This is a genomic window from Streptomyces sp. NPDC086549 (genome assembly GCF_044746205.1).
Lineage (GTDB): Bacteria > Actinomycetota > Actinomycetes > Streptomycetales > Streptomycetaceae > Streptomyces.
The window spans coordinates 114201-137194 of record NZ_JBIVBS010000013.1 but is presented as its reverse complement, the minus strand read 5'-3'; the positions used below and the strand labels follow the sequence as shown (position 1 = coordinate 137194).

The 22994-nt window shown below is 70.0% G+C and carries 26 protein-coding genes; 24 read left to right on the top strand and 2 right to left on the bottom strand.

Annotated features, from left to right (window positions below; all coding sequences use genetic code 11):
• The first annotated feature begins 79 nt into the window (after window positions 1-79).
• Window positions 80-2017: an ATP-dependent zinc metalloprotease FtsH gene (gene ftsH / locus ACIPSA_RS33985; RefSeq protein WP_402641620.1), complete on the top strand. Its 1938-nt coding sequence runs from the start codon at window positions 80-82 to the stop codon at window positions 2015-2017.
• A 75-nt stretch (window positions 2018-2092) separates the two neighbouring features.
• Here ftsH and ACIPSA_RS33980 read toward each other — a convergent pair whose 3' ends face one another.
• Entirely contained in the window at window positions 2093-2992 is a 900-nt protein-coding gene (locus tag ACIPSA_RS33980) for an SAM-dependent methyltransferase (RefSeq protein WP_402641617.1), read from the bottom strand.
• Window positions 2993-3190: 198 nt separating this feature from the next.
• On the opposite strand from ACIPSA_RS33980, the gene proS reads away from it, so the two are divergent.
• The 20 genes from proS to ACIPSA_RS33880 all read left to right on the top strand — a co-directional run bounded on the left by proS (window position 3191) and on the right by ACIPSA_RS33880 (window position 19164).
• On the top strand, window positions 3191-4606 hold the full coding sequence (proS, locus tag ACIPSA_RS33975; protein WP_402641615.1) for a proline--tRNA ligase: 1416 nt from the start codon (window positions 3191-3193) through the stop codon (window positions 4604-4606).
• A 260-nt stretch (window positions 4607-4866) separates the two neighbouring features.
• On the top strand, window positions 4867-5469 hold the full coding sequence (locus tag ACIPSA_RS33970; RefSeq protein ID WP_263213184.1) for a hypothetical protein: 603 nt from the start codon (window positions 4867-4869) through the stop codon (window positions 5467-5469).
• 347 nt (window positions 5470-5816) lie between these two features.
• Window positions 5817-6236 carry a 30S ribosomal protein S16 gene (rpsP, locus tag ACIPSA_RS33965; RefSeq protein WP_402641611.1) on the top strand — a complete coding sequence of 140 codons (420 nt, stop codon included), beginning with the start codon at window positions 5817-5819 and terminating at the stop codon, window positions 6234-6236.
• Window positions 6237-6241: 5 nt separating this feature from the next.
• Window positions 6242-6481 (top strand): RNA-binding protein, encoded by a 240-nt coding sequence (locus ACIPSA_RS33960; protein WP_005479813.1) that lies wholly within the window; start codon window positions 6242-6244, stop codon window positions 6479-6481.
• A gap of 82 nt (window positions 6482-6563) precedes the next feature.
• Window positions 6564-7124 (top strand): ribosome maturation factor RimM, encoded by a 561-nt coding sequence (gene rimM, locus ACIPSA_RS33955; RefSeq protein ID WP_402641609.1) that lies wholly within the window; start codon window positions 6564-6566, stop codon window positions 7122-7124.
• Entirely contained in the window at window positions 7124-7957 is an 834-nt protein-coding gene (gene trmD / locus ACIPSA_RS33950) for a tRNA (guanosine(37)-N1)-methyltransferase TrmD (RefSeq protein ID WP_402641607.1), read from the top strand. Before rimM ends, trmD begins: the two co-directional genes overlap by 1 nt.
• A gap of 135 nt (window positions 7958-8092) precedes the next feature.
• The gene (rplS, locus tag ACIPSA_RS33945) at window positions 8093-8443 is read left to right on the top strand and encodes a 50S ribosomal protein L19 (protein WP_318201156.1); all 351 of its coding nucleotides are present in this window, start codon (window positions 8093-8095) and stop codon (window positions 8441-8443) included.
• Window positions 8444-8488: 45 nt separating this feature from the next.
• Entirely contained in the window at window positions 8489-9229 is a 741-nt protein-coding gene (gene lepB / locus ACIPSA_RS33940; protein ID WP_402641604.1) for a signal peptidase I, read from the top strand.
• Window positions 9222-10316, top strand: coding sequence for a signal peptidase I (gene lepB / locus ACIPSA_RS33935; RefSeq protein WP_402641603.1), 1095 nt, complete (start codon window positions 9222-9224; stop codon window positions 10314-10316). Before lepB (ACIPSA_RS33940) ends, lepB (ACIPSA_RS33935) begins: the two co-directional genes overlap by 8 nt.
• Window positions 10207-11076, top strand: coding sequence for a signal peptidase I (gene lepB / locus ACIPSA_RS33930; RefSeq protein ID WP_402641600.1), 870 nt, complete (start codon window positions 10207-10209; stop codon window positions 11074-11076). Before lepB (ACIPSA_RS33935) ends, lepB (ACIPSA_RS33930) begins: the two co-directional genes overlap by 110 nt.
• 239 nt (window positions 11077-11315) lie before the next feature.
• A complete protein-coding gene (locus ACIPSA_RS33925; protein WP_402641597.1) occupies window positions 11316-11723 on the top strand; it encodes a hypothetical protein in 408 nt (135 codons plus the stop codon).
• 173 nt (window positions 11724-11896) lie between these two features.
• Complete coding sequence (locus ACIPSA_RS33920) at window positions 11897-12304, top strand: hypothetical protein (RefSeq protein WP_402641595.1); 408 nt, start codon at window positions 11897-11899, stop codon at window positions 12302-12304.
• A 176-nt stretch (window positions 12305-12480) separates the two neighbouring features.
• Complete coding sequence (gene lepB, locus ACIPSA_RS33915; protein WP_402641593.1) at window positions 12481-13260, top strand: signal peptidase I; 780 nt, start codon at window positions 12481-12483, stop codon at window positions 13258-13260.
• Window positions 13250-13807 carry an NUDIX hydrolase gene (locus ACIPSA_RS33910; RefSeq protein ID WP_402641590.1) on the top strand — a complete coding sequence of 186 codons (558 nt, stop codon included), beginning with the start codon at window positions 13250-13252 and terminating at the stop codon, window positions 13805-13807. Before lepB (ACIPSA_RS33915) ends, ACIPSA_RS33910 begins: the two co-directional genes overlap by 11 nt.
• Window positions 13808-13863: 56 nt before the next feature.
• Window positions 13864-14172, top strand: coding sequence for a DUF2469 domain-containing protein (locus ACIPSA_RS33905; protein WP_008745401.1), 309 nt, complete (start codon window positions 13864-13866; stop codon window positions 14170-14172).
• A 58-nt stretch (window positions 14173-14230) separates the two neighbouring features.
• Window positions 14231-14632, top strand: coding sequence for a YraN family protein (locus ACIPSA_RS33900; protein WP_402641587.1), 402 nt, complete (start codon window positions 14231-14233; stop codon window positions 14630-14632).
• Entirely contained in the window at window positions 14632-16257 is a 1626-nt protein-coding gene (locus tag ACIPSA_RS33895) for a YifB family Mg chelatase-like AAA ATPase (RefSeq protein WP_402641584.1), read from the top strand. The genes ACIPSA_RS33900 and ACIPSA_RS33895 overlap by 1 nt, the downstream gene beginning before the upstream one ends.
• Window positions 16254-17414 carry a DNA-processing protein DprA gene (gene dprA / locus ACIPSA_RS33890; protein WP_402641582.1) on the top strand — a complete coding sequence of 387 codons (1161 nt, stop codon included), beginning with the start codon at window positions 16254-16256 and terminating at the stop codon, window positions 17412-17414. The genes ACIPSA_RS33895 and dprA overlap by 4 nt, the downstream gene beginning before the upstream one ends.
• Before the next feature lie 255 nt (window positions 17415-17669).
• Window positions 17670-18512, top strand: coding sequence for an RNA polymerase sigma factor WhiG (whiG, locus tag ACIPSA_RS33885; protein WP_402641581.1), 843 nt, complete (start codon window positions 17670-17672; stop codon window positions 18510-18512).
• Window positions 18513-18606: 94 nt separating this feature from the next.
• Entirely contained in the window at window positions 18607-19164 is a 558-nt protein-coding gene (locus tag ACIPSA_RS33880; RefSeq protein ID WP_402642053.1) for a TetR/AcrR family transcriptional regulator, read from the top strand.
• Between the two features lie 6 nt (window positions 19165-19170).
• Here ACIPSA_RS33880 and ACIPSA_RS33875 read toward each other — a convergent pair whose 3' ends face one another.
• Window positions 19171-19743 (bottom strand): murein hydrolase activator EnvC family protein, encoded by a 573-nt coding sequence (locus ACIPSA_RS33875; protein WP_402641578.1) that lies wholly within the window; start codon window positions 19741-19743, stop codon window positions 19171-19173.
• Between the two features lie 270 nt (window positions 19744-20013).
• On the opposite strand from ACIPSA_RS33875, the gene rpsB reads away from it, so the two are divergent.
• The 3 genes from rpsB (at window position 20014) to pyrH (ending at window position 22895) form a co-directional block, all read left to right on the top strand.
• Window positions 20014-20949 carry a 30S ribosomal protein S2 gene (rpsB, locus tag ACIPSA_RS33870; RefSeq protein WP_402641576.1) on the top strand — a complete coding sequence of 312 codons (936 nt, stop codon included), beginning with the start codon at window positions 20014-20016 and terminating at the stop codon, window positions 20947-20949.
• 150 nt (window positions 20950-21099) lie between these two features.
• Window positions 21100-21936, top strand: a complete 837-nt coding sequence (gene tsf / locus ACIPSA_RS33865) for a translation elongation factor Ts (protein ID WP_402641573.1) — start codon at window positions 21100-21102, stop codon at window positions 21934-21936.
• Between the two features lie 200 nt (window positions 21937-22136).
• Window positions 22137-22895 (top strand): UMP kinase, encoded by a 759-nt coding sequence (gene pyrH, locus ACIPSA_RS33860; RefSeq protein ID WP_402641571.1) that lies wholly within the window; start codon window positions 22137-22139, stop codon window positions 22893-22895.
• Window positions 22896-22994 lie beyond the last annotated feature (99 nt).

Below are 22994 nucleotides of genomic sequence, written 5' to 3'. Positions count from 1 at the left end.
ACGACACCGAGGGCGTCCTTCTCCGAGAAGGGCGCCCTCAGCGCGTGCCGCGCCCCGCTGTGTGCCGTAACGTCCAGATATGAGCAATGCGGCGCCACCACGCAAGACCCCCGACCAGCCGTGGCGCACCGAGGGCACTCCGGACGAGTCGTCCCGGCCGCCCGGTGGCCGTCGAATACGCGGCAGATGGTGGGGCCTGGCCGTCACCGCGGTGATCGTCTTTCTGCTGGCCTACGTGGGGCTGAACTATCTCGGCAAGGGCAATGAGCCGACGATCTCCTACACGGAGTTCAGCAGACAGGTCGACGCCGGCAACGTCGCCAAGATCTACTCCAAGGGTGACGCCATCCAGGGCCAGCTCAAGACGGCCCAGGCCAATCCCAGTGGCGGTGGCGACTACACCAAGTTCAAGACGCAGCGCCCGGCCTTCGCGGGCGACAGGCTCTGGCAGAGCCTGAGCAGTCACGGTGTGACGGTGACCGCCCAGCCGGTCGTGCAGGAGCGCGGTTTCCTGTCCAACCTGCTGATCTCCCTGATCCCGATCGTGATTCTGGTCGGCGTGTGGGTCTTCTTCGCACGGCGGATCGGCGGGGGACTGGGCGGAGCGGGCGGCTTGCTCGGCCGCAAGGCCCCGCCCAAGCCGGTCGGGCTGCGGCCGGGTGCCCAGCGCACGACGTTCGCCGACGTGGCCGGCATCGACGAGGTCAAGGGCGAGCTGGACGACGTCGTCGACTTCCTGGAGCATCCCGACGCCTACCGCAGGATGGGCGCGAAGATGCCCCGCGGTGTGCTGCTCGCGGGCCCGCCCGGCACCGGCAAGACCCTGCTGGCGCGCGCGGTGGCGGGCGAGGCGGGCGTGCCGTTCTTCTCCGCGTCGGCGTCCGAGTTCATCGAGATGATCGTCGGCGTCGGCGCGTCCCGCGTCCGGGAGCTGTTCGCCGAGGCCCGCAAGGTGGCACCGTCGATCATCTTCATCGACGAGATCGACACCATCGGACGCATGCGCGGCGGCGGTGCGTCGGTGAGCGGTCACGACGAGCGCGAGCAGACGCTGAACCAGATCCTCACGGAGATGGACGGCTTCTCCGGCTCGGAGGGCGTGGTCGTCGTGGCGGCGACGAACCGCGCCGACATCCTGGACCCGGCGCTGACCCGGCCCGGCCGCTTCGACCGGGTGGTCCACGTGTCCCCGCCGGACCGCGGCGGGCGCGAGTCGATCCTGCGGATCCACACCCGTGAGATCCCGCTCGCCCCGGACGTGGACCTGGCCCAGGTGGCCCGCACGACCCCGGGCATGACAGGGGCGGATCTGGCCAATCTCGCCAACGAGGCCGCCCTGATCGCGGTCAAGCGCAAGCAGGACACGGTGACCCGGTCGGACCTGTCCGAGGCGCTGGAGAAGGTGCAGCTGGGCGCCGAACGCACCCTGGTGATGCCCGAGGAGGACCGTCAGCGCACCGCCTACCACGAGAGCGGCCACGCCCTCCTCGGCATGCTGCAGCCCGGCGCCGACCCCGTCCGCAAGATCACCATCGTGCCGCGCGGCCGGGCGCTCGGGGTGACGATGTCGACCCCGGAGGTGGAGCGGTACGCGCACTCCGAGGAGTACCTGCGCGGCCGCATCATCGGCGCCCTCGGCGGCATGGCGGCGGAACAGGTGGTCTACGGGGTCGTCACCACGGGTGCGGAGAACGACCTCGAACAGGTCACCAACATCGCGCGCGGGATGGTGGCCCGCTGGGGCATGAGCGAGCGCATCGGCCGGCTGTCGGCCCTGCCGAGCGACGCCCAGCAGGCGTACGGGCTCTCGGCCGCCCCGCAGACCCTCGACGCGATCGACACCGAGATGCGCCGGATCGTCGACGAGTGCTACGAGGAGGCCTGCCGCAAGCTCCGCGACCACCGCTCCAAGCTGGACGCCCTGACCGAGGCCCTGCTGGAGAACGAGACGCTGGAGGAGGCCGACGCCTACCGGATCGCGGGGATCACGCGACTGACGAAGGACGCGGACGCGTGAAGGACCCAGATGCGTGAAGGACCCAGATGCGTGAAGGACCCAGATACGTGAAGGACCCAGATGCGTGAGGGACGCTCAGGGCGTGCGGGCGATGAGGTAGCGGAACACGTTCGACATCCACACCGTCCCGTCCCGCCGCTGGTACGGGTGCAGCGCCTCCGCCAGCTCCTTGCCCACCTGGTCCTGGTCCGTCGCCGCGATCGCCGCGTCGAACAGGCCGGTCGACAGCAGGCCCCGTACGGCACTGTCGGTGTCGGCGTATCCGAACGGGCATGCGACACGTCCGGAGCCGTCCGGCTTCAGCCCTGCCCGCTGGGCGACCTCCTCCAGGTCGTCGCGGAGGGCGGGGCGCCAACTGCCCGAGGTGCGCAGCGGATCGGCGAGTTTGGTGGCCACCCGCAGCACGGTCGACGTGGCGCAGCGTTCCGGCGGACCCCAGCCGGCCAGCACCACGGGCGTCCCGTGTCCGGCGAGCGGCGTCGCGGAGGCGAGCAGTTCGCCGAGCCCCTCCGAGTCGCCCGCCAGGCATCCGATGGGCTCGAAGGCCGTGACCAGCGTGTACGCGGGCGTGTCCGCGTCGGCCGCGTCCCGGAGGGAGCCTGCTAAGACGGTCCGGGCGCCCGTACGCGCGCGCGTGCCATGGAGGTGCCCCCCGCTCGAGCGAAGCCGAGAACTCGGGGGAGTTTCCGGCAACAGCCGCGCCCGGGCCAGGGCGAGCCGCTCGGGACGGGTGGAGTCGACACCGGTGACCGCCGCTCCTCTGGAGGCCGCCATCATCAGGGCGAGCCCGGAGCCGCAGCCGAGGCCCAGCAGCCGGGTGGCGGGTCCCACTTCAAGTCGCTCGTAGACGGCCTCGTAGAGCGGGACCAGCATCCGCTCCTGTATCTCGGACCAGTCACGCGTGCGTGCGTCCAGGTTCACGCGGGGTGCGGATCCCGCGTGAGACAGGGTGTGCCGCACGAGCGTAGGTGTCATAGGTAAGCGCCCCAATCCGACGAGAGTTGGTGGTGTGCCCGATCCGTGGCCCCCGTGCCGTGCCCTCGCACTCCCCACGTATGTCAGGTAACTCCTGGCTCGCGGCGGCGTCCAGGGGTCGTGGGGCCCTGCTTGTGGCTCGCGCGGGCCCGTGGCGAGAATTCACATCCCCGAAATCTGGGCCCGTAGCATCGCGCCATGGCGAAGACTCCCGTTCTCACCCCGCGGTCGGACGACTTTCCGCGCTGGTACCAGGACCTGGTCGGCAAGGCCGAGCTGGCCGACAACGGCCCGGTGCGCGGCACGATGGTGATCCGGCCGTACGGGTACGGGCTGTGGGAGCGGATGCAGGCGGAGATGGACGCCCGCATCAAGGAGACCGGAACCCAGAACGCGTACTTCCCGCTGCTGATCCCGCAGTCCTACCTCACCCGGGAGGCCGACCACGTCGAGGGGTTCGCGCCCGAGCTGGCCGTGGTCACGCACGGCGGGGGCAAGGAACTGGAGGAGCCCGCGGTCGTCCGGCCCACGTCCGAGACCATCATCAACGAGTACTTCTCCAAGTGGGTGCAGAGCTACCGCGACCTGCCGCTGCTGATCAACCAGTGGGCGAACGTGGTCCGCTGGGAGCTGCGCCCGCGCCTCTTCCTGCGCACGGCCGAGTTCCTGTGGCAGGAGGGGCACACCGCCCACGCGACCTACGAGGAGGCGCGGGACTTCGCCGCGCACATCCAGCGGAACGTGTACGGGGACTTCCTGGAGAACGTCCTCGCGATGGACTTCGTCTCCGGCCGCAAGACGGTCAAGGAGCGGTTCGCGGGGGCCGTCAACACGCTCACGCTCGAAAGCATGATGGGCGACGGCAAGGCCCTCCAGATGGTCACCAGCCATGAGCTGGGCCAGAACTTCGCCAAGCCGTTCAACACCCGGTACCTGTCGAAGGAGGGCACGCAGGAGTACGTCTGGCAGACCTCTTGGGGCTCGACGACCCGCATGATCGGCGCCCTGGTGATGACGCACGGCGACGACGACGGCCTGCGCGTCCCGCCGCGGCTGGCGCAGATCCAGGCGGTCGTTCTCGCGATCAAGGGGGACGAGGCGGTTCTGGCCAAGGTTCGCGAGATCGGTGACCGGCTGAAGGCGGCGGGGATCCGCGTCCACGTCGACGACCGTGCCGACATCCCCTTCGGCCGCCGGGCCGTCGACTGGGAGCTCAAGGGCGTCCCCGTCCGTGTCGAGATCGGCCCCCGCGACCTGGAGAACGGCACGGCGATGCTGGCCCGCCGGATTCCGGGCGGCAAGGAGCCGGTGGCGCTGGACGCCCTGGCCGGCCTGCTCCCCGCGATCCTCGAAGAGGATCAGGCGCTGCTGCTGAGGCAGTCCCGGGAGCGCCGCGAGTCCCGCACCACGGACGTGTCGACGGTCGAGGAGGCCGTCGAGGCCGTCACGGCCGGCGGCTGGGCCCGTGTCCCGTGGGGCGTCCTCGGTGAGGAGGGCGAGGCCAGACTGGCCGAACGCGCGGTTACCGTACGGTGTCTGGTCGCCGAGGACGGGTCGGTGCCCGAGGACGGGGACGCCCCGAGTAACACTGCGGTCGTCGCGCGCGCTTACTGAAGTAGTGCCCTCCGGCACGAGAGCGACCGAAACGCCTCTTGTGCAACCGCCGACCCCAGCCACCCCAGCGCGCGGACCTGATCTACGCGCCGGGTCGTACGTCGGACTACGCACCGGCTTGATACGAGCTGTGAGGCTTCTCCGCAGATCAGCGCACCCGCCCTCGTCCGGACGCATCAGCGGCAACTGACGGGTAAGTGCAAATTATTTGGGATGCCCCGGAATCGGAACACTGGAGCCCCCAGGCTCGTTGTCATTACGTGAGCACGACACAGACACCACCTGTTCTCGCCGCAGAGCTGGCGCAGGCGTGGGCCGACATTCAGCGGTACCACCCCGAGCTGCCGGACCTTGCCGCGCCAGAGTCCCTGATCGGGGAGTCGTCGTCCGCCTGCGGTCACGAGCTCTCCTTCGAGCGACTGCTTCACGAGGCAGTCCACGGCATCGCCGCCGCCCGCGGGGTCCGCGACACCTCCCGCGCCGGGCGCTACCACAACCGCAGATTCCTCGCGATCGCCGAGGAACTGGGCCTGGACCACCCCGACGAACCCCACCCCAGCAGCGGCTTCTCCCTGGTCACGCTGAACGCGGAGGCCAAGCGCCGCTACCGCCCGACGATCGAACGCCTTCAGCGCGCGCTGAAGGCCCACACGGTGGCCACGTCCGCCGACACCACCCGCACCTTCCGCGGCCCGGCCGCCCGCCATGGCTCCTCCGGCGGCGGCGTCCGCGTCAAGGCGGTCTGTGACTGCGGCCGCAACGTCCGGGTGGTTCCGTCGGTCCTGGCCCAGGCCCCGATCGTGTGCGGCGGATGCGGAAAGCCGTTCCGTATCCCGGAGGTCGTGGGAGCGGCGGCGAGCTGAAGCTGCGACTGCTCGTGGCAGGCGCAGTCCGCTCGTAACGCACACCCGCGGGCAGTCGTGCCGCAGGGCGGCGCGAGTGGGCGCGGCCGGCGACTTGCCGGTGCCGAGTGGCGCACCCGACGTACGGTCACCTCCACGCCGGGTGCCCCTCAGGCATGCCCAAGATCACCCAGCCCCCTCGGCCGGAAGCGGCCCGCAGGGTGTGGCACAATGGCTAGCTGTACTCGACAGCCGCACAGGACCCCTCTCTCCTCCGGCTGACGCGTCCGTCGGGCACTCGGGTACCGCAACCCCACGCGGCAGTCTCGCCGTGCCCAACCACGTCAAAACCAGGAGAATCCACTCCCGTGGCAGTCAAGATCAAGCTGAAGCGTCTGGGCAAGATCCGTTCGCCTCACTACCGCATCGTCGTCGCCGACTCCCGCACCCGTCGTGACGGCCGTGCGATCGAGGAGATCGGCAAGTACCACCCGACCTACAACCCGTCGGTCATCGAGGTGGACGCCGAGCGCGTGGCGTACTGGCTGGGTGTCGGCGCGCAGCCGACCGAGCCCGTCCTCGCCATCCTGAAGAAGACCGGCGACTGGCAGAAGTTCAAGGGCGAGCCCGCCCCGGCGCCGCTGCTCGTCGCCGCGCCGAAGGCCGTGCGTCCGTCGTTCGAGGCTCTCGGCGGTGACGACGAGGGCAAGGGTGAGGCCATCACCCAGAAGAAGAAGGCTGAGAAGAAGGACGAGGCCGCGGCTGAGTCCGAGTCGACCGAGGCCTGAGCAGCATGCTCGAAGAGGCGCTTGAGCACCTCGTGAAGGGCATCGTCGACAACCCCGACGATGTGCAGGTCGCCTCGCGCGACCTGCGCCGCGGGCGCGTCCTCGAGGTCCGGGTCCACCCCGACGACCTCGGCAAGGTGATCGGCCGCAACGGCCGCACCGCGCGCGCCCTGCGCACCGTCGTGGGTGCCATCGGCGGCCGCGGCGTCCGCGTCGACCTCGTCGACGTGGACCACGTCCGCTGACGCTTTCGCAGCACCGGCTCGGGCCGGGGAGGGCCACTGGGCCGTCCCCGGCCCGTAGTCGTACGACAGGAGATCAAGCACAGTGCAGCTGGTAGTCGCACGGATCGGCCGTGCCCATGGCATCAAGGGCGAGGTCACCGTCGAGGTGCGTACCGACGAGCCGGAACTCAGGCTCGCGCCCGGCGCCGTACTCACCACCGATCCCGCCTCCACGGGTCCGCTCACCATCGCCACCGGCCGGGTGCACAGCGGCCGGCTGCTCCTGCGCTTCGAGGGCGTCGGCGACCGCACCGGCGCCGAAGCCCTCCGCAACACCCTCCTGATCGCAGAGATCGACCCGGAGGAGCTCCCCGAGGGCGAGGACGAGTACTACGACCACCAGCTCATCGACCTCGACGTGGTGACCGAGGACGGCACGGAGGTCGGCCGGATCACGGAGATCTCGCACCTGCCCTCGCAGGACCTGTTCATCGTGGAGCGCCCGGACGGCACCGAGGTGATGATCCCCTTCGTGGAGGAGATCGTCACGGAGATCGACCTGGAGGAGCAGAAGGCCGTCATCGCGCCTCCGCCGGGCCTGATCGACGACCGGGCCGAGACCGCGTCCTCCCGGGACACGGACACGGCGGGGGAAGAGTCCTGATGCGCCTGGACGTCGTCACGATCTTCCCCGAGTACCTGGAACCGCTGAACGTCTCCCTCGTCGGCAAGGCACGCGCGCGTGGGCAGCTCAACGTGCACCTGCACGACCTGCGCTCGTGGACGTACGACCGTCACCACACGGTCGACGACACGCCGTACGGCGGCGGTCCGGGCATGGTCATGAAGACCGACCCCTGGGGCGACGCCCTGGACTCCGTGCTGGCCGACGGCTACGAGACGGGCTCCCACGCGCCCGCGCTGATCGTCCCGACCCCCAGCGGCCGTCCCTTCACCCAGGAACTCGCCGTCGAGCTCTCCGAGCGCCCCTGGCTGATCTTCACGCCGGCCCGCTACGAGGGCATCGACCGGCGTGTCATGGACGAGTACGCCACCCGGATACCGGTGTACGAGGTGTCCATCGGCGACTATGTCCTCGCCGGAGGCGAGGCGGCCGTTCTGGTGATCACGGAAGCGGTGGCCAGGCTGTTGCCCGGCGTCCTCGGCAACGCCGAGTCGCACCGGGACGACTCCTTCGCCCCCGGCTCGATGGCCAACCTCCTGGAGGGCCCCGTCTACACCAAGCCGCCCGTCTGGCGCGGCCGGGACATCCCGGACGTGCTGCTCAGCGGCCACCACGGGAAGATCTCCCGCTGGCGCCGGGACGAGGCCCTGCGGCGTACGACGGCCAACCGGCCCGACCTCATCGAGCGCTGCGACCCCAAGGCCTTCGACAAGAAGGACCGCGAGATGCTCTCCATCCTGGGCTGGGCCCCGGACCCGGAGGGCACGCCGTACGGCCGATTTTGGCGCAGGCCAGAGGGCGTGGAAGAATAGACCGCTGTTGTGCGTCCGTCCGGTGTGCGCCCCTGCCACAGGGGGAGACGACGTCCGCCCCGACCCGCACGGCAGACCTCATGGAAACCTAGTTCCCGTTGATGACCTGTGGCATCAGCGAAGAAAGCAGACGAAATGTCTCACCTGCTCGACACCGTCGACTCCGCGTCGCTGCGCAGCGACATCCCGGCCTTCCGTCCGGGTGACACCGTCAACGTCCACGTCCGCGTCATCGAGGGCAACCGCTCCCGTGTGCAGCAGTTCAAGGGCGTTGTGATCCGCCGCCAGGGCTCCGGTGTCCGTGAGACCTTCACGGTCCGCAAGGTCTCGTTCTCCGTCGGCGTCGAGCGCACCTTCCCGGTGCACACCCCGATCGTCGAGAAGATCGAGCTCGTCACCCGCGGTGACGTGCGTCGCGCCAAGCTGTACTACCTGCGCGAGCTGCGTGGCAAGGCCGCGAAGATCAAGGAGAAGCGCGACAGCTGAGCGCTTCCCGGAAGTCACAGCAGGGCCGGATAACATCTGGCTCCGATGGACACCGAAGCACAGCCGACGGAACGCGACCGCTCCTCCCGCCCTGGTACGCCGGGTACGGAGGAACGGTCGCGTTTTGCGTTGGTGTCGCGGATCACCGAGTGGCTGCCGGGCAGGTGGATCACCCTCACCCTCTTCGTCTGCCTGCTGTTTTTGCTGCTCCTCAACACATTCGTGGCCCAACCATTCCAGATTCCCAGCGGATCCATGGAACAGGGATTGAGGATCGGAGACCGCGTCCTCGTAAATAAGTTCGCGTACCGTTTCGGTGCCGAGCCGCGGCGCGGCGACGTCGTCGTGTTCGACGGCACCGGGTACTTCGGGGACGCCGACTACATCAAGCGCGTTGTGGGTGTGGGGGGAGACCACGTGGTGTGCTGTGACAAGAAGGGGAGGATCGAAGTGAACGGCCGGTCGGTCGACGAGACGGCGTTCCTCTATCCGGGGGACAGCCCGTCCACCGTCCCCTTCGACATCGTCGTGCCCGACGGCAGACTGTTCGTCCTCGGCGATCACCGCAGCGACTCCAGTGACTCCCGCGACCACCTGGGCTCGCCCGGCGGCGGCATGATCCCCGTCGGGGACGTGATCGGCCGCGCCGACTGGATCGTCTGGCCGGCCGCCCACTGGACGCACCTGCACCGCCCCGCCGCCTACGCGCGCGTGCCGGCCGGCGCAGCCGCAGGGGCGCTGGCCCCGCAGGAGAAGCAGTCGAACGGGGCGGGCGCTCATGGGTAACCGTGGAAAACCGCGGGGTGTGCCCAGCGCCGCCGCGGACGATCTGCTGCCCACCGGGGCCCGGCGTACCTCCAGCCCAGCAGCCGGCGGCCGCTCCCGCGCGGAGCGGCGCAAACTCCAGCGCAAGGTCAAGCGCAAGCGTAGGCGCAGCGCCGTCCGGGAGATACCGCTGCTCATCGGTGTGGCCGTCCTGATAGCCCTCGTACTGAAGACGTTCCTCGTCCAGGCGTTCGTCATTCCGTCGGGCTCCATGGAGCAGACGATCCGGATCGGTGACCGCGTCCTGGTCGACAAGTTCACCCCGTGGTTCGGCTCCGAGCCGCAGCGCGGGGACGTCGTCGTGTTCCACGACCCGGGCGGCTGGCTCAAGGACGAGCAGACCACCACGACCAAGGACGACCCGGTCGTCGTCAAGCAGGTCAAAGAGGGGCTCACGTTCATCGGCCTGCTTCCCTCCGCCAACGAGAAAGACCTCATCAAGAGGGTCATCGGCGTCGGTGGGGACCACGTCAAGTGCTGTGACGCCCAAGGCCGGATGACCGTCAACGGCGTACCCCTGACCGAGGGCGACTACCTGTACCCCGGAAACGCCCCCTCCACCACCTCGTTCGACATCACCGTCCCGAAGGGAAGGCTGTGGGTGATGGGCGACCACAGGGGCAACTCCGCGGACTCCCGTGCCCACCAGAACACCTCGTACGGCGGCACGGTCTCCCTGGACTCGGTGGTGGGCCGGGCCATGGTGATCGGCTGGCCCGTCGGCCATTGGACCAGGCTGGAGGAACCTAAAACCTTTGCAAGCGTGTCGAACTCCGTGTCGGGGTCGACCGCGACTCCCCGGCTGTCGCATAGGGTTGCCTCCGACGATCCGAACGGAACGATCCAACTCCCGACCCCTGCGGAACTCCCGCTCGTTATGGGAGTGGTGGGCCTGCGTCGTGGATGGAGCAGGCGGTGGCACGGAATAAGGAGTTGGCGTGGGGGATGTGGCGGTTGGCGCACGTTCGGGACACGACGGCGAGGAGCACGAGCGCCCCGCGGAAGACAGTGTCCCCACGACGGACGGCGCCATGAGCTCCGCGAATGACCCCGGGGCGGCCGGGGACGGCACGTCCGACGGCGAGCACCGGGCGCGGAACGAGGACGGCGGACAAGGTGGCTCGACCCCCGGCCCCAAGAAGCCCCGCTCCTTCTGGAAGGAGCTGCCGATCCTCATCGGCATCGCGCTGGTGCTGGCGCTGCTGATCAAGACGTTCCTGGTGCAGGCGTTCTCGATCCCGTCCGACTCGATGCAGAACACCCTCCAGCAGGGTGACCGTGTCCTGGTCGACAAGCTGACCCCGTGGTTCGGCTCCGAGCCCGAGCGCGGCGAGGTCGTCGTCTTCCACGACCCCGGCAACTGGCTGAGGGGTGAGCCGACGCCCGAACCGAACGTCGTGCAGAAAGCGCTCAGCTGGATCGGCCTGATGCCGTCGGCGGAGGAGAAGGACCTGATCAAGCGCGTGATCGGGGTCGGTGGAGACACGGTCGAGTGCAAGGGGACCGGCCCGCTGAAGGTCAACGGCAAGGCACTGAACGAGCAGGATTACGTGTACGCCGGCAACACTCCGTGCTCCGACGACGAAGGCGGCGGTCAGTTCAAGGTCAAGGTTCCCAAGGGCTACATCTGGGTCATGGGCGACCACCGACAGGACTCGCGCGACTCGCGCTACAACCAGGACCAGAAGTACCACGGCATGGTTCCGGTCAAGGACGTCATCGGACGCGCCATCGTGAAGGCCTGGCCGATCAACCGCTGGGGCACGCTGCCCGTGCCCGACACCTTCGACCAGGGGCTGAACCCGTAGGGCGCGGCCCGCAGCAGCACGATGGGGCCCTGGAGGCGGACGTGAAGTCCCGCTTCCAGGGCCCCGTTCTGTCTTGACTCAGCCGGCGTCCCCGTGGGCTTCCGGCGTGTGCCCCCACGAAGATGATCAAGGAATCACAGCTTGATCACGTTCGGAATATCGCTTGCCGCGCAAGGTGCGCCCCCCTAGTGTCTGATCTTGTTCAAGCCTTGAACATTTGATTGATTCTTGGGGGCACTATGAGGAAGTTCCGGTTCGCGGGGGCACTGGTCGGTGCGGTCGCCTTGGTGGGGCTCGCCAACTCGCCGGCCCTGGCGGGGACGGACGTGACCGTGTACGGGCCGAGCCTCAAGTCGGGGTGCTCGCACGCTTCGGCCGGGCACTTCGCGTCCTACGGTGAGGTGTTCACCGTGTACGACGAGTGCGCCGATGGCTGGTCCGCGGTCGTGAAGGTGGATGTCGCGCCCTACCAGTCGGGCGGCGGCTACGACTTCGCCATCTGGAACCCCAACGGGCACGACGGCTCCCCGGTGACCAGCAACAGGAGCTACGCCGAAGGCACGGGAGTCTGCCTCCAGGCGGGCTCGGGCGAGTACTCCAGCGGAGAGTGGGGCACCTGGGGCTCCTGGAGCTGCGGCACGGCCTGATCTTCCCCGAGGGGAAGTCGGGCGCCGACGATCGACGCAGGTGGCCGCGTCCAGGGCGGATGACGGCGGCCTGTAGCTGAACGATGGGGTCCCGGGGGCGGACGTGAGGTCTCGCCGCTCCTGGGGCCCCATTGCGTTCGAATGGTGATATTCAGTTGAAGCTTGGGGGCACTGTGAAGAAGTTTCGGTTCGCGGGGGCACTGGTCGGTGCGGTTGCCTTGGTCGGGCTCGCCAACTCGCCGGCCCTGGCGGGGACGGACGTGACCGTGTACGGGCAGACCATCAAGACCGGGTGCGCGCACTCCTCCGCCGGGCACTTCGCGTCCTACGGTGAGGTGTTCACCGTGTACGACGAGTGCACGGACGGCATGGACGCGGTCGTGAAGGTGGATGTCGCGCCGTACCAGTCGGGCGGCGGCTACGACTTCGCCATCTGGAACCCCAACGGGCACGACGGCTCCCCGGTGACCAGCAACAGGAGCTATGCCGAAGGCACGGGAGTCTGCCTCCAGGCGGGCGTGGGTGAGTACCGTAGCGGGGAGTGGGGCAACTGGGGCTCCTGGAGCTGCGGCACGGCCTGAGCTTCCCCTGCGACGCGTACCGTGACCGCGGTGGTCTTCCCGAGATCGAACAGCCCGGGAAGACCACCGCGGTTCTTTCGTGGCGCGAACCGTGGCGCGAACCTCGGGAAGCTTGTGACCCGGCTCGCGAAAGAGGGACTCCCCCGGTCCGGTACCGCCGGGTAGGGTGCGGGTCCATGGGTGGCGAGAGCACGATACGTACGGCCCCGCGCAGCGGCGGCACTGGCACGGCGCAGGTCGGAAGCCGGCTCGGACAGCGCTTGTCCGGACTGGCCGTGGCGCTGGGCCTGGTGCTGTTCCTCGGAGGATTCGCGTGGGCGGCGGTGGTCTACCGGCCGTACACCGTGCCCACCAGCTCGATGACGCCTACGATCGACACCGGCGACCGCGTCCTGGCCCAGCGTGTCGACGGCAACGAGGTGCGCCGCGGTGACGTCGTCGTCTTCCGCGACAAGTCCTGGGTCACCAACGCGAACGTGGTCAAGCGCGTGGTCGCGGTCGGCGGTGACACGGTCGCCTGCTGCACCGACGGCAAGCTGACCGTCAACGGCAAGGAGATCGAGGAGCCGTATCTGCCCAAGGGCAGCCTGGCCGAGATCAAGAACTTCCCTACCGTGAAGGTACCCAAGGGCCGGCTCTTCCTCCTGGGCGACGAACGCCAGGGCTCCCTGGACTCCACCGCCCACCTCACGGACGCGGCCAGCGGCACGGTCTCGCGGAACGCGGTCAGCTCCCGCGTCGACGCCGTCGTATGGCCGATGAAGGGCATGCTGAAGCGCCCCACCGGCTTCGAGACCCTCGGCGTCCTGTCCCAGCCCGGCCCGCTGCGCATCATCTTCTATCTGATCGTCGGCGGCTCGGTCCTCGTCCTCGGCGGTGGCGCGTACGGTCCGATCGCCAAGCGGACGGGCCGCTCCCGTGCCCGCACGCGCACGGAGCCCGCCAGTGCCGGCTGAGGCCACGGACGCGGGCGGCACGGCGCCCGGGGACTCGTACGAGGCCGAATACCCGGACGGTCCGCGCAAGGTCGCCAGGGTGGTCCTGCTCGACCCCGAGAACCGCATCCTGCTCCTGCACGGTCACGAGCCGGACGATCCGGCCGACAACTGGTGGTTCACGCCCGGCGGCGGCCTGGAGGGCGACGAGACCCATGAGCAGGCGGCCCTGCGGGAACTCGCCGAGGAGACCGGCATCACCGAGGTCGAACTCGGCCCGGTGCTGTGGCGGCGCACGTGCTCGTTCCCGTTCGCGGGCCGCCGCTGGGACCAGGACGAGTGGTATTACCTGGCCCGTACGGCCGATACGCCCAACGTGGTGCCCGAGGCCGAGGGGCTGACCGAGCTGGAGCGGCGCAGTGTCGCCGGAGCTCGTTGGTGGACGTGTCGGGAACTGACCCGGGCGCATGAGACGGTGTATCCGACCAGACTCGCCGAGCTGCTGCGGAGGCTGCTCGACGAAGGTCCCCCGGCCAGCCCCGTGACCCTTGACGCGGAAATCGTCTAGGGGCCCGCGGGACTGGCGCACAATGGTGGGATCGCACGGCTGAAGGGGAACATGCCATGAGCGCCGAGGACCTCGAGAAGTACGAGACCGAGATGGAGCTCAAGCTCTACCGGGAGTACCGCGATGTCGTCGGTCTGTTCAAATACGTGATCGAGACCGAGCGGCGCTTCTACCTCACCAACGACTACGAGATGCAGGTGCACTCGGTCCAGGGCGAGGTGTTCTTCGAGGTGTCGATGGCCGACGCCTGGGTCTGGGACATGTACCGACCCGCCCGCTTCGTGAAACAGGTGCGCGTCCTGACGTTCAAGGACGTGAACATTGAGGAGCTGAACAAGACCGACCTGGAGCTTCCAGGCGGGTGACGGAGTTTTCCACAGTCGCCGGGCCGTCCACCAAGATTCACTTCTTGGAGGCGGGTGCGTGACCGTTGGCACCGGAGGTGGTGCCGACATGAACACACGCACTGCACGAGGTGCGCTCGGCAAATACGGCGAGGACCTGGCCGCGCGACGGCTCGCGGAGACCGGAATGACGGTCCTGGAGCGCAACTGGCGCTGCGGCCGGTCCGGCGAGATCGACATCGTCGCCCGCGACGGCGACGCACTGGTCGTCTGTGAGGTGAAGACGCGCCGCGGCGGGGCGTACGAGCATCCGATGGCCGCGGTGACCCCGGAGAAGGCGGCGCGTCTGCGCGACCTGGCAGAACGCTGGATCCAGACGCATGGGGGCGCCCCGCCCGGCGGCGTCCGTATCGACCTCGTCGGCGTCCTCCTGCCCGACCGCGGCGCCCCCGTGGTCGAGCACGCGCGGGGGGTGGCCTGATGGGATTCGCCCGTACGTGCTCGGTGGCGCTGGTGGGCGTCGAGGGCGTGGTGGTCGAGGTCCAGGCGGACCTGGAGCCCGGAGTGGCGGCGTTCACGCTGGTGGGGCTGCCGGACAAGAGCCTGACGGAGAGCCGGGACCGGGTGCGGGCCGCCGTCGTGAACTCGGGCGGCGAATGGCCGCAGAAGAAGCTCACGGTCGGTCTGAGCCCGGCATCCGTGCCGAAGGCCGGCAGCGGGTTCGACCTTGCCGTCGCCTGCGCGGTGCTCGGTGCCGCCGAGCGGATCGACCCCCGGGTGCTCGCCGACATCGTGATGATCGGAGAGCTGGGACTGGACGGCCGGGTGCGCCCGGTCCGGGGCATTCTGCCGGCGGTGCTGGCCGCTGCCGACGCCGGATACGAGCAGGTGGTGGTGCCGGAGTGCGCCGCTGGCGAGGCCTCGCTGGTGCCCGGCGTGTCCGTGCTCGGCGTCCGCAGCCTGCGGCAGCTGATCGCCGTCCTGTCGGACGAGCCGGCGCCCGAGGAGGAGCCGGACGAGCAGGGCCGCCCCGATCCGCTCCTGGCCGGCCTGCGCGTGCCCGGTACCGGAGCGGCCACCGGCATGCACAGCCCGGCCGCGGCGCAGTACGACCAGGGGCACGACCTGGCCGACGTCGTCGGCCAGGTCGCGGCGCGCACAGCGGTGGAGGTGGCCGCCGCGGGCGGCCATCACCTGTTCCTGGAAGGGCCGCCCGGCGCCGGCAAGACCATGCTCGCGGAGCGGCTGCCCCGCGTGCTGCCGAGGCTCATCCGCGAGGAGTCCCTGGAGGTCACGGCGGTGCACTCGGTGGCCGGACTCCTGCCGCCGGGCAAGCCGCTCATCGACGTCGCGCCCTACTGCGCCCCGCACCACTCGGCCACCATGCAGTCGCTCGTCGGCGGCGGACCGGGCGTCGCACGCCCCGGTGCCGTGTCGCTGGCCCACCGGGGAGTGCTCTTCCTCGACGAGGCGCCGGAGTTCCACGGCCACACCCTAGACGCCCTGCGGCAGCCCCTGGAGTCGGGGCACGTCGTGATCGCGCGCAGCGCGGGCGTGGTCCGGTTCCCGGCGAGGTTCCTGATGGTGCTCGCGGCCAACCCGTGCCCCTGCGGCCGGTTCTCGCAGCGGAACGCCCTGTGCGAGTGCCCGCCGTCGGCGATCCGCCGGTACCAGGCACGGCTGACCGGCCCGCTGCTCGACCGGGTGGACCTCCGTGTCGAGGTCGAACCCGTCACACGTGCCGAGCTCACCGAGCCCGGCGCCCGGGGCGAGTCCACCGCGACGGTCGCCGACCGGGTCCGGGCGGCCAGGGAACGGGCGGCCGCACGCCTCGCAGGAACCCCCTGGCGGACCAACAGCGAAGTGCCGGGACGGGAGCTGCGCAGCCGCTGGCACGCGGCGGCCGGCGCGATGAACGAGGTGGAGCGCAGCCTCGAACGAGGCGTCCTGACCGCCCGCGGGCTCGATCGCGTCCTGCGTGTCGCCTGGACGGTGGCGGATCTGGCCGGCCACGACCGGCCCGACGTCACGGACGTCACCCTGGCGCTGCAACTGCGCACCGGAGTTCCGCGGGGCGTGCCCATGGCCATCGGGGCGCCGAGGTGACGGGAGGCGACGATCCCGGTGCCGACCTGCTCTCCCGCGTCTTCCTCACCCGGGTCGTCGAACCCGGCGACGAGACCGCCGGCCGATGGCTGCGGGAGTACGGGGCGCCGGAGGTGGTCCGGCGGTTGCGTGCGGGCGGGGACGTCCTGCCGGGGGTGAGCGGGACGCGGTGGGCGGGGCTGGTGGCGCGGGCCGGGCGGGCCGAGCCGAGGCGGGACCTGGAGGTCGCGCGGGACGCCGGCGTGCGGTTCGTGCGCCCCGGGGACGGCGAGTGGCCGGCCCAGCTGGACGACCTGGGCGACGCCCGGCCCGTCGGACTGTGGCTGCGGGGCAGGCCCAGCCTGCGGATATGGGCGCTCAGATCGGTCGCCGTCGTGGGGGCCAGGGCCTGCACGGAGTACGGCGCCCACATGGCGGGCACGCTCGCCGCGGGACTCGCCGAGCGCGGCTGGGTGGTGGTGTCCGGCGGCGCCTACGGTGTCGACGGTGCCGCCCACCGGGGTGCCCTCGGCGCGGGCGGGGCCACCGTGGCCGTCCTGGCCTGCGGCGTCGACCGGCCCTACCCCCGCGGGCACACCGAGTTGATCGCCAGGATCGCGGAACAGGGCCTGGTGGTCGGGGAGTTGCCGCCCGGTGATCATCCGACACCGAGCCGGTTCGTCCTGCGGAACAGGGTGATCGCGGCGCTCACCCGGGGCACCGTGGTCGTGGAGGCCGCCTACCGCAGCGGCTCGCTGGTCACGGCACGGGCGGCGCAGCGCCTGGGACGGTTCACCATGGGGGTCCCCGGCCCCGCCACCAGCGGGCTCTCCGCTGGCGTGCACGAACTCCTGAGGGGGGAGGCGGTGCTGGTCACCGACGCCGCGGAAGTCGTCGAAATGGTCGGCGACATGGGTGAGCTCGCCCCGGACCGGCGCGGCCCGGTGCTGCCCCGGGACCTGCTGGAACCGGCCGCCAGGCGGGTCCTGGCCGCCCTGCCCGGAAGCCGGGCGGCACCTCCCGGGGAGATCGCGCTCGGTGCGCAGACCACGCCGGACGAGGCGATCGCGAGGCTGTACGAACTCCGATCACTTGGTTACGTCGAACGACACGGCGATGGCTGGAAGTTGACACGCCAGGCGATGATCTCGGTCCGGGACGGTCATGGTCTGTGCTGACCGAGTGTGTTCGGCCGTCCGGGGGAACCCCCGACGCCCTTGGGATTTCCCGGAGTTGACACCTCCACTCGGTCACGCAGAGCGACGCGCGGAGCGCGGTGGAGTGCGCCGGGGAGGGTGCCCGTGCGGGGGTGGTGCCTCGCCGTTCGCACACCGCGACTCCTCAGTCACGCTACGCTCACGACGACCCCGACGCAGACCGCGCCAACTCGACACCAGACCGACAGCTCACTGCAGAACGGCACAAGGCGACGAATGCCCCAGCACACCTCCGGGTCCGACCGGGCGGCGATCCCCCCAGCCGCCCGCGACGGTGGCAGCGTGCGGCCGCCCGCTCCGTCGACGCTCGACGAGCTGTGGCGGTCGTACAAGGCGACGGGGGACGACCGGCTGCGGGAGCAGCTGATCCTGCACTACTCGCCGCTGGTGAAGTACGTGGCGGGGCGGGTGAGCGTCGGCCTGCCGCCGAACGTGGAGCAGGCCGACTTCGTGTCCTCGGGGGTGTTCGGGCTGATCGACGCGATCGAGAAGTTCGACATCGAGCGGGAGATCAAGTTCGAGACGTACGCGATCACCCGGATCCGCGGAGCCATGATCGACGAGCTCCGGGCGCTGGACTGGATCCCCCGGTCCGTGCGGCAGAAGGCACGGAACGTGGAGCGGGCGTACGCGACGCTGGAGGCGCGGCTCAGACGTACCCCGTCGGAGTACGAGGTGGCCGCCGAGCTCGGCATCGAGGTCGACGAACTCCATGCCGTCTTCAGTCAGTTGTCGCTGGCCAACGTGGTCGCCCTGGAGGAGCTGCTGCACGTCGGCGGCGAGGACGGGGACGGCCTGAGCTTCATGGACACGCTGGAGGACACCGCCGCCGACAACCCGGTGGAGGTGGCCGAGGACCGGGAGCTGCGGCGGTTCCTGGCGCGGGCGATCAACACGCTGCCGGAGCGGGAGAAGACCGTCGTCACGCTGTACTACTACGAGGGGCTCACGCTCGCCGAGATCGGGAACGTGCTGGGGGTCACCGAGAGCCGGGTGAGCCAGATCCACACCAAGTCGGTGCTGCAGCTGCGGGCGAAACTGGCGAGCTTCGGCCGGTGAACCGGCGGAAACGCCGTGTGTGGTGCGGAGTGACTCCCGTCCGGGGTGGTGCGTCCGTAAAGTGGTTGACGTGCCAAGGATTCGAGCGGCCTCCGTGGCCGAGCACCGGTCGATGCAGCGAGCCGCCCTGCTGGACGCGGCCCGTTCTCTGCTGTCCGAGGGCGGGACGGAGGCGCTGACCTTCCCGGCCCTCGCCGAGAGGACGGGTCTTGCGCGATCGTCCGTCTACGAGTACTTCCGGTCCCGGGCCGCCGTGGTCGAGGAGCTGTGCGAGGTCGACTTCCCCGTGTGGGCGGCGGAGGTCTCGGCGGCGATGGAGCGGGCGGACACTCCCGAGGGCAAGATCGAGGCGTATGTGCGGCAGCAGCTGGCGCTGGTGGGGGACCGCCGGCACCGGGCCGTCGTGGCGATCTCGGCCAGCGAGCTGGACGCCGGGGCGCGGGAGAAGATCCGGGCCGCGCACGGCGGGCTCGTCACCATGATCGTCGAGGCGCTGGGGGAGATGGGGCACGAGCAGCCGCGGCTGGCGGCGATGCTGCTCCAGGGCGTCGTGGACGCGGCGGTCCGCCGCATCGAGCTGGGTGCGGCCGAAGACCCCGCCGACATCACGGACACGGCTGTGGCGACGGTGCTGCGGGGCGTGCGGGGCTGACCCCGTTCAGGCCGGCAACGGCACCCCCAGTACCGGCAGGAGCCTCGACGGACCCGTGTTCAGCAGCCACGGTGGCAGCAGCGACAGCGGGTCCAGGTAGGTCTCGCCGCTGAGCAGACCCCAGTGCACACAGGCCGCCGCGCAGTGCCACCCCGTCGGCTCGACCGTCCCCACCACCTCGCCCGCCGTCACCTCGTCGCCCTTCTTCACCGACGCCCGCACCGGCTCGTACGTCGTCCGCAGATCCGTGCCGCCGAGCTCGACGGACACCACGCCTCTCCCGGCCACCCGGCCCGCGAAGGACACCCGCCCCGCCGCCACCGAGCGCACCGGTGCCCCGGGCGTCGCGGCCAGGTCCACGCCCCGGTGGCCACGGCCGTAGACCGTCGCCGGGGGCTCCCAGCCCCGTACCACCGCGGGCCGGGTGCCCACCGGCCAGACGCGGCCGATCGCGGGTACCGGCGGCGGCGCGGGAGGCGGCGGCGGGGCGTCCGCCCAGGCGAACGGAGTCAGCACGCCCGCTGCCAGTCCCAGCAGCAGCCCCGCCCACGCACACCCGCTTCGCATCGTTCGTCGCATGTCAGAACCGTCCCGCACCCCCGCCGATCATGGCCGGGATCTGTGGACGACTCCCAGGTTGTGGACAGCGGCGTCACCCGGTGCCCCGCGGGTCCCGTACACTTCTGTTGGCGATCCGGGTCACCGGGTCGACTTCGCACGCCCCGACACCTGGTGATCACACGCCGGTGTCAGCGCCTCTCGGTCCTTCGCGGCAAGGCGCACTCGGGCGTCAGGCGCGGGTGCCGGCCGGTACCCGCGGCACAACCGAGAAACTCAAGGAGAACGGCCATGGCCGTCGTCACGATGCGGGAGCTGCTGGAGAGCGGCGTCCACTTCGGTCACCAGACCCGTCGCTGGAACCCGAAGATGAAGCGCTTCATCTTCACCGAGCGCAACGGCATCTACATCATCGACCTGCTCCAGTCGCTGTCGTACATCGACCGCGCCTACGAGTTCGTCAAGGAGACCGTCGCCCACGGCGGCACGGTCATGTTCGTCGGCACGAAGAAGCAGGCGCAGGAGGCCATCGCCGAGCAGGCCACCCGCGTCGGCATGCCCTACGTCAACCAGCGCTGGCTGGGCGGCATGCTCACCAACTTCTCCACCGTCTACAAGCGTCTGCAGCGCCTCAAGGAGCTCGAGCAGATCGACTTCGAGGACGTCGCCGCGTCCGGTCTGACCAAGAAGGAGCTTCTCGTGCTCTCGCGCGAGAAGGCCAAGCTGGAGAAGACCCTCGGTGGTATCCGCGAGATGCAGAAGGTGCCCAGCGCCGTCTGGATCGTGGACACCAAGAAGGAGCACATCGCGGTCGGCGAGGCCCGGAAGCTCAACATCCCGGTCGTCGCCATCCTTGACACCAACTGCGACCCCGACGAGGTCGACTACAAGATCCCGGGCAACGACGACGCGATCCGCTCCGTCACCCTGCTCACCCGCGTGATCGCCGACGCCGTCGCCGAGGGCCTCATCTCCCGCTCGCGCGTCGCCACCGGTGACAAGGGCGACAAGGGTGCGGGCGAGCCGCTCGCCGCGTGGGAGCGTGACCTGCTCGAGGGTGAGAAGAAGGACGAGGCTCCGGCCGCCGAGGCTCCCGCTGCCGAGGCCCCCGCCGCCGAGGCTGCTGAGGCCCCTGCTGCTGAGGCTCCCGCCGCCGAGGCTGCTGAGGCCCCCGCCGCCGAGGCCCCGGCCGCCGAGGCCCCGGCCGCCGAGGGCGAGCAGGCCTGACTCCGTCAGCGTCAGTGTTGACGGCGGGGGCGGCACTCCGCCCCCGCCGTTCACCCGCGGATCAGCGGCGCGTCGGCAGTCCCGGCCATATGGGAACTGCAGATCCCCTGATCTTCGATCCTCCAGACTTCGAGAAAGATTCACAGACTCATGGCGAACTACACCGCCGCCGACGTCAAGAAGCTTCGTGAGCTCACTGGCGCCGGCATGATGGACTGCAAGAAGGCGCTGGACGAGGCCGAGGGCAACGTCGAGAAGGCCGTCGAGGCGCTGCGCATCAAGGGCCAGAAGGGCGTCGCCAAGCGCGAGGGCCGCTCCGCCGAGAACGGCGCCGTGGTCTCCATCATCGCCGACGACAACTCCTCCGGCGTTCTCGTCGAGCTGAAGTGCGAGACGGACTTCGTCGCCAAGGGCGAGAAGTTCCAGGCCGCGGCCAACGCCATCGCCGAGCACGTCGCCAAGACCGCTCCGGCCGACCTGGAGGCCCTGCTCGCCTCCGAGATCGAGCCCGGCAAGACCGTCCAGGCGTTCGTGGACGAGGCCAACGCCAACCTGGGCGAGAAGATCGTCCTGGACCGCTTCGCGCAGTTCGCCGACGGTTTCGTGGCCGCGTACATGCACCGCACGATGCCCGACCTGCCCCCGCAGATCGGTGTCCTCGTCGAACTCGACAAGCCGAACGCCGAGGTCGCCAAGGGCGTCGCGCAGCACATCGCCGCCTTCGCGCCGAAGTACCTCGCCCAGGAGGACGTCCCGGCCGAGGTCGTCGAGTCCGAGCGCCGCATCGCCGAGGAGACCACCCGCGCCGAGGGCAAGCCCGAGGCCGCGATCGCCAAGATCGTCGAGGGTCGTCTCAACGGCTTCTTCAAGGACGCCACGCTGCTCGGCCAGCCGTACGCGCTCGACAACAAGAAGTCGGTCCAGAAGGTCCTGGACGAGGCCGGTGTCACCCTGAAGCGCTTCACGCGCATCAAGGTCGGCATCTGAGTCCGTACCGCGATCGACGGGCGACCCCGATAGGGTCGACAGCAGTCGGCCGTTCCGTTCGCGTATGCCGCCCCGCACACGCGCGTGACGGACGACAGCAGATCTGACGAGGAGGCCATTGCCGCGCATGGGAGCGAAAAACGACCCCATCGGCAATGGCCTTCTTCGTATGTGCAATACGTGAAAGAGGCGGGATCTCGATGACCACCAAGGCCCAGAAGAGCGACGACGGCAAAGTACGCGGCCGGTTTCTGCTGAAGCTGTCCGGAGAGGCCTTCTCCGGAGGCGGGGGCCTGGGCGTCGACCCCGACGTGGTGCACAAGATCGCCCGCGAGATCGCGGCCGTCGTGCGCGACGGGGCGGAGATCGCGGTCGTCATTGGCGGCGGCAACTTCTTCCGCGGCGCCGAACTCCAGCAGCGCGGCATGGACCGCGCCCGCTCCGACTACATGGGAATGCTCGGCACCGTGATGAACTGCCTCGCCCTCCAGGACTTCCTGGAGAAGGAGGGCATCGACAGCCGGGTGCAGACCGCCATCACCATGGGCCAGGTCGCCGAGCCGTACATCCCGCTGCGCGCCGTGCGCCACCTGGAGAAGGGCCGCGTGGTCATCTTCGGCGCCGGTATGGGCATGCCGTACTTCTCCACCGACACCACCGCCGCCCAGCGCGCCCTGGAGATCGACGCCGAGGCGCTGCTGATGGGCAAGAACGGGGTGGACGGGGTCTACGACTCCGACCCCAAGACCAACCCGGACGCCGTCAAGTTCGACTCCCTCGGCTACGGCGAGGTCATCACGCGCGACCTCAAGGTCGCCGACGCCACCGCCATCACGCTGTGCCGCGACAACAAGCTGCCGATCCTCGTGTTCGAGCTTCTGGCGGAGGGCAATATCGCGCGGGCCGTCAAGGGTGAGAAGATCGGCACGCTTGTGGGTGAGCAGGGTAGCCGGGACTGACCGGTAAACCCGCTTCCTCCACCGGGCGCCACCTGTCCGGGGGACGGGTGGGACGGACCCTGACCGGGGGATGGACAATGGTCTGCCGGTCGGGAACCG

What these genes read in the sequence shown, in the direction of transcription:
- ftsH (WP_402641620.1), top strand. Translation starts at nt 80, where the DNA reads ATGAGCAATGCGGCGCCACCACGCAAGACCCCCGACCAGCCGTGGCGC.
- ACIPSA_RS33980 (WP_402641617.1), bottom strand. Translation starts at nt 2,992, where the DNA reads ATGACACCTACGCTCGTGCGGCACACCCTGTCTCACGCGGGATCCGCA.
- proS (WP_402641615.1), top strand. Translation starts at nt 3,191, where the DNA reads ATGGCGAAGACTCCCGTTCTCACCCCGCGGTCGGACGACTTTCCGCGC.
- ACIPSA_RS33960 (WP_005479813.1), top strand. Translation starts at nt 6,242, where the DNA reads ATGCTCGAAGAGGCGCTTGAGCACCTCGTGAAGGGCATCGTCGACAAC.
- trmD (WP_402641607.1), top strand. Translation starts at nt 7,124, where the DNA reads ATGCGCCTGGACGTCGTCACGATCTTCCCCGAGTACCTGGAACCGCTG.
- rplS (WP_318201156.1), top strand. Translation starts at nt 8,093, where the DNA reads ATGTCTCACCTGCTCGACACCGTCGACTCCGCGTCGCTGCGCAGCGAC.
- lepB (WP_402641604.1), top strand. Translation starts at nt 8,489, where the DNA reads ATGGACACCGAAGCACAGCCGACGGAACGCGACCGCTCCTCCCGCCCT.
- lepB (WP_402641603.1), top strand. Translation starts at nt 9,222, where the DNA reads ATGGGTAACCGTGGAAAACCGCGGGGTGTGCCCAGCGCCGCCGCGGAC.
- ACIPSA_RS33925 (WP_402641597.1), top strand. Translation starts at nt 11,316, where the DNA reads ATGAGGAAGTTCCGGTTCGCGGGGGCACTGGTCGGTGCGGTCGCCTTG.
- lepB (WP_402641593.1), top strand. Translation starts at nt 12,481, where the DNA reads ATGGGTGGCGAGAGCACGATACGTACGGCCCCGCGCAGCGGCGGCACT.
- ACIPSA_RS33905 (WP_008745401.1), top strand. Translation starts at nt 13,864, where the DNA reads ATGAGCGCCGAGGACCTCGAGAAGTACGAGACCGAGATGGAGCTCAAG.
- ACIPSA_RS33895 (WP_402641584.1), top strand. Translation starts at nt 14,632, where the DNA reads ATGGGATTCGCCCGTACGTGCTCGGTGGCGCTGGTGGGCGTCGAGGGC.
- whiG (WP_402641581.1), top strand. Translation starts at nt 17,670, where the DNA reads ATGCCCCAGCACACCTCCGGGTCCGACCGGGCGGCGATCCCCCCAGCC.
- ACIPSA_RS33875 (WP_402641578.1), bottom strand. Translation starts at nt 19,743, where the DNA reads ATGCGACGAACGATGCGAAGCGGGTGTGCGTGGGCGGGGCTGCTGCTG.
- rpsB (WP_402641576.1), top strand. Translation starts at nt 20,014, where the DNA reads ATGGCCGTCGTCACGATGCGGGAGCTGCTGGAGAGCGGCGTCCACTTC.
- tsf (WP_402641573.1), top strand. Translation starts at nt 21,100, where the DNA reads ATGGCGAACTACACCGCCGCCGACGTCAAGAAGCTTCGTGAGCTCACT.
- pyrH (WP_402641571.1), top strand. Translation starts at nt 22,137, where the DNA reads ATGACCACCAAGGCCCAGAAGAGCGACGACGGCAAAGTACGCGGCCGG.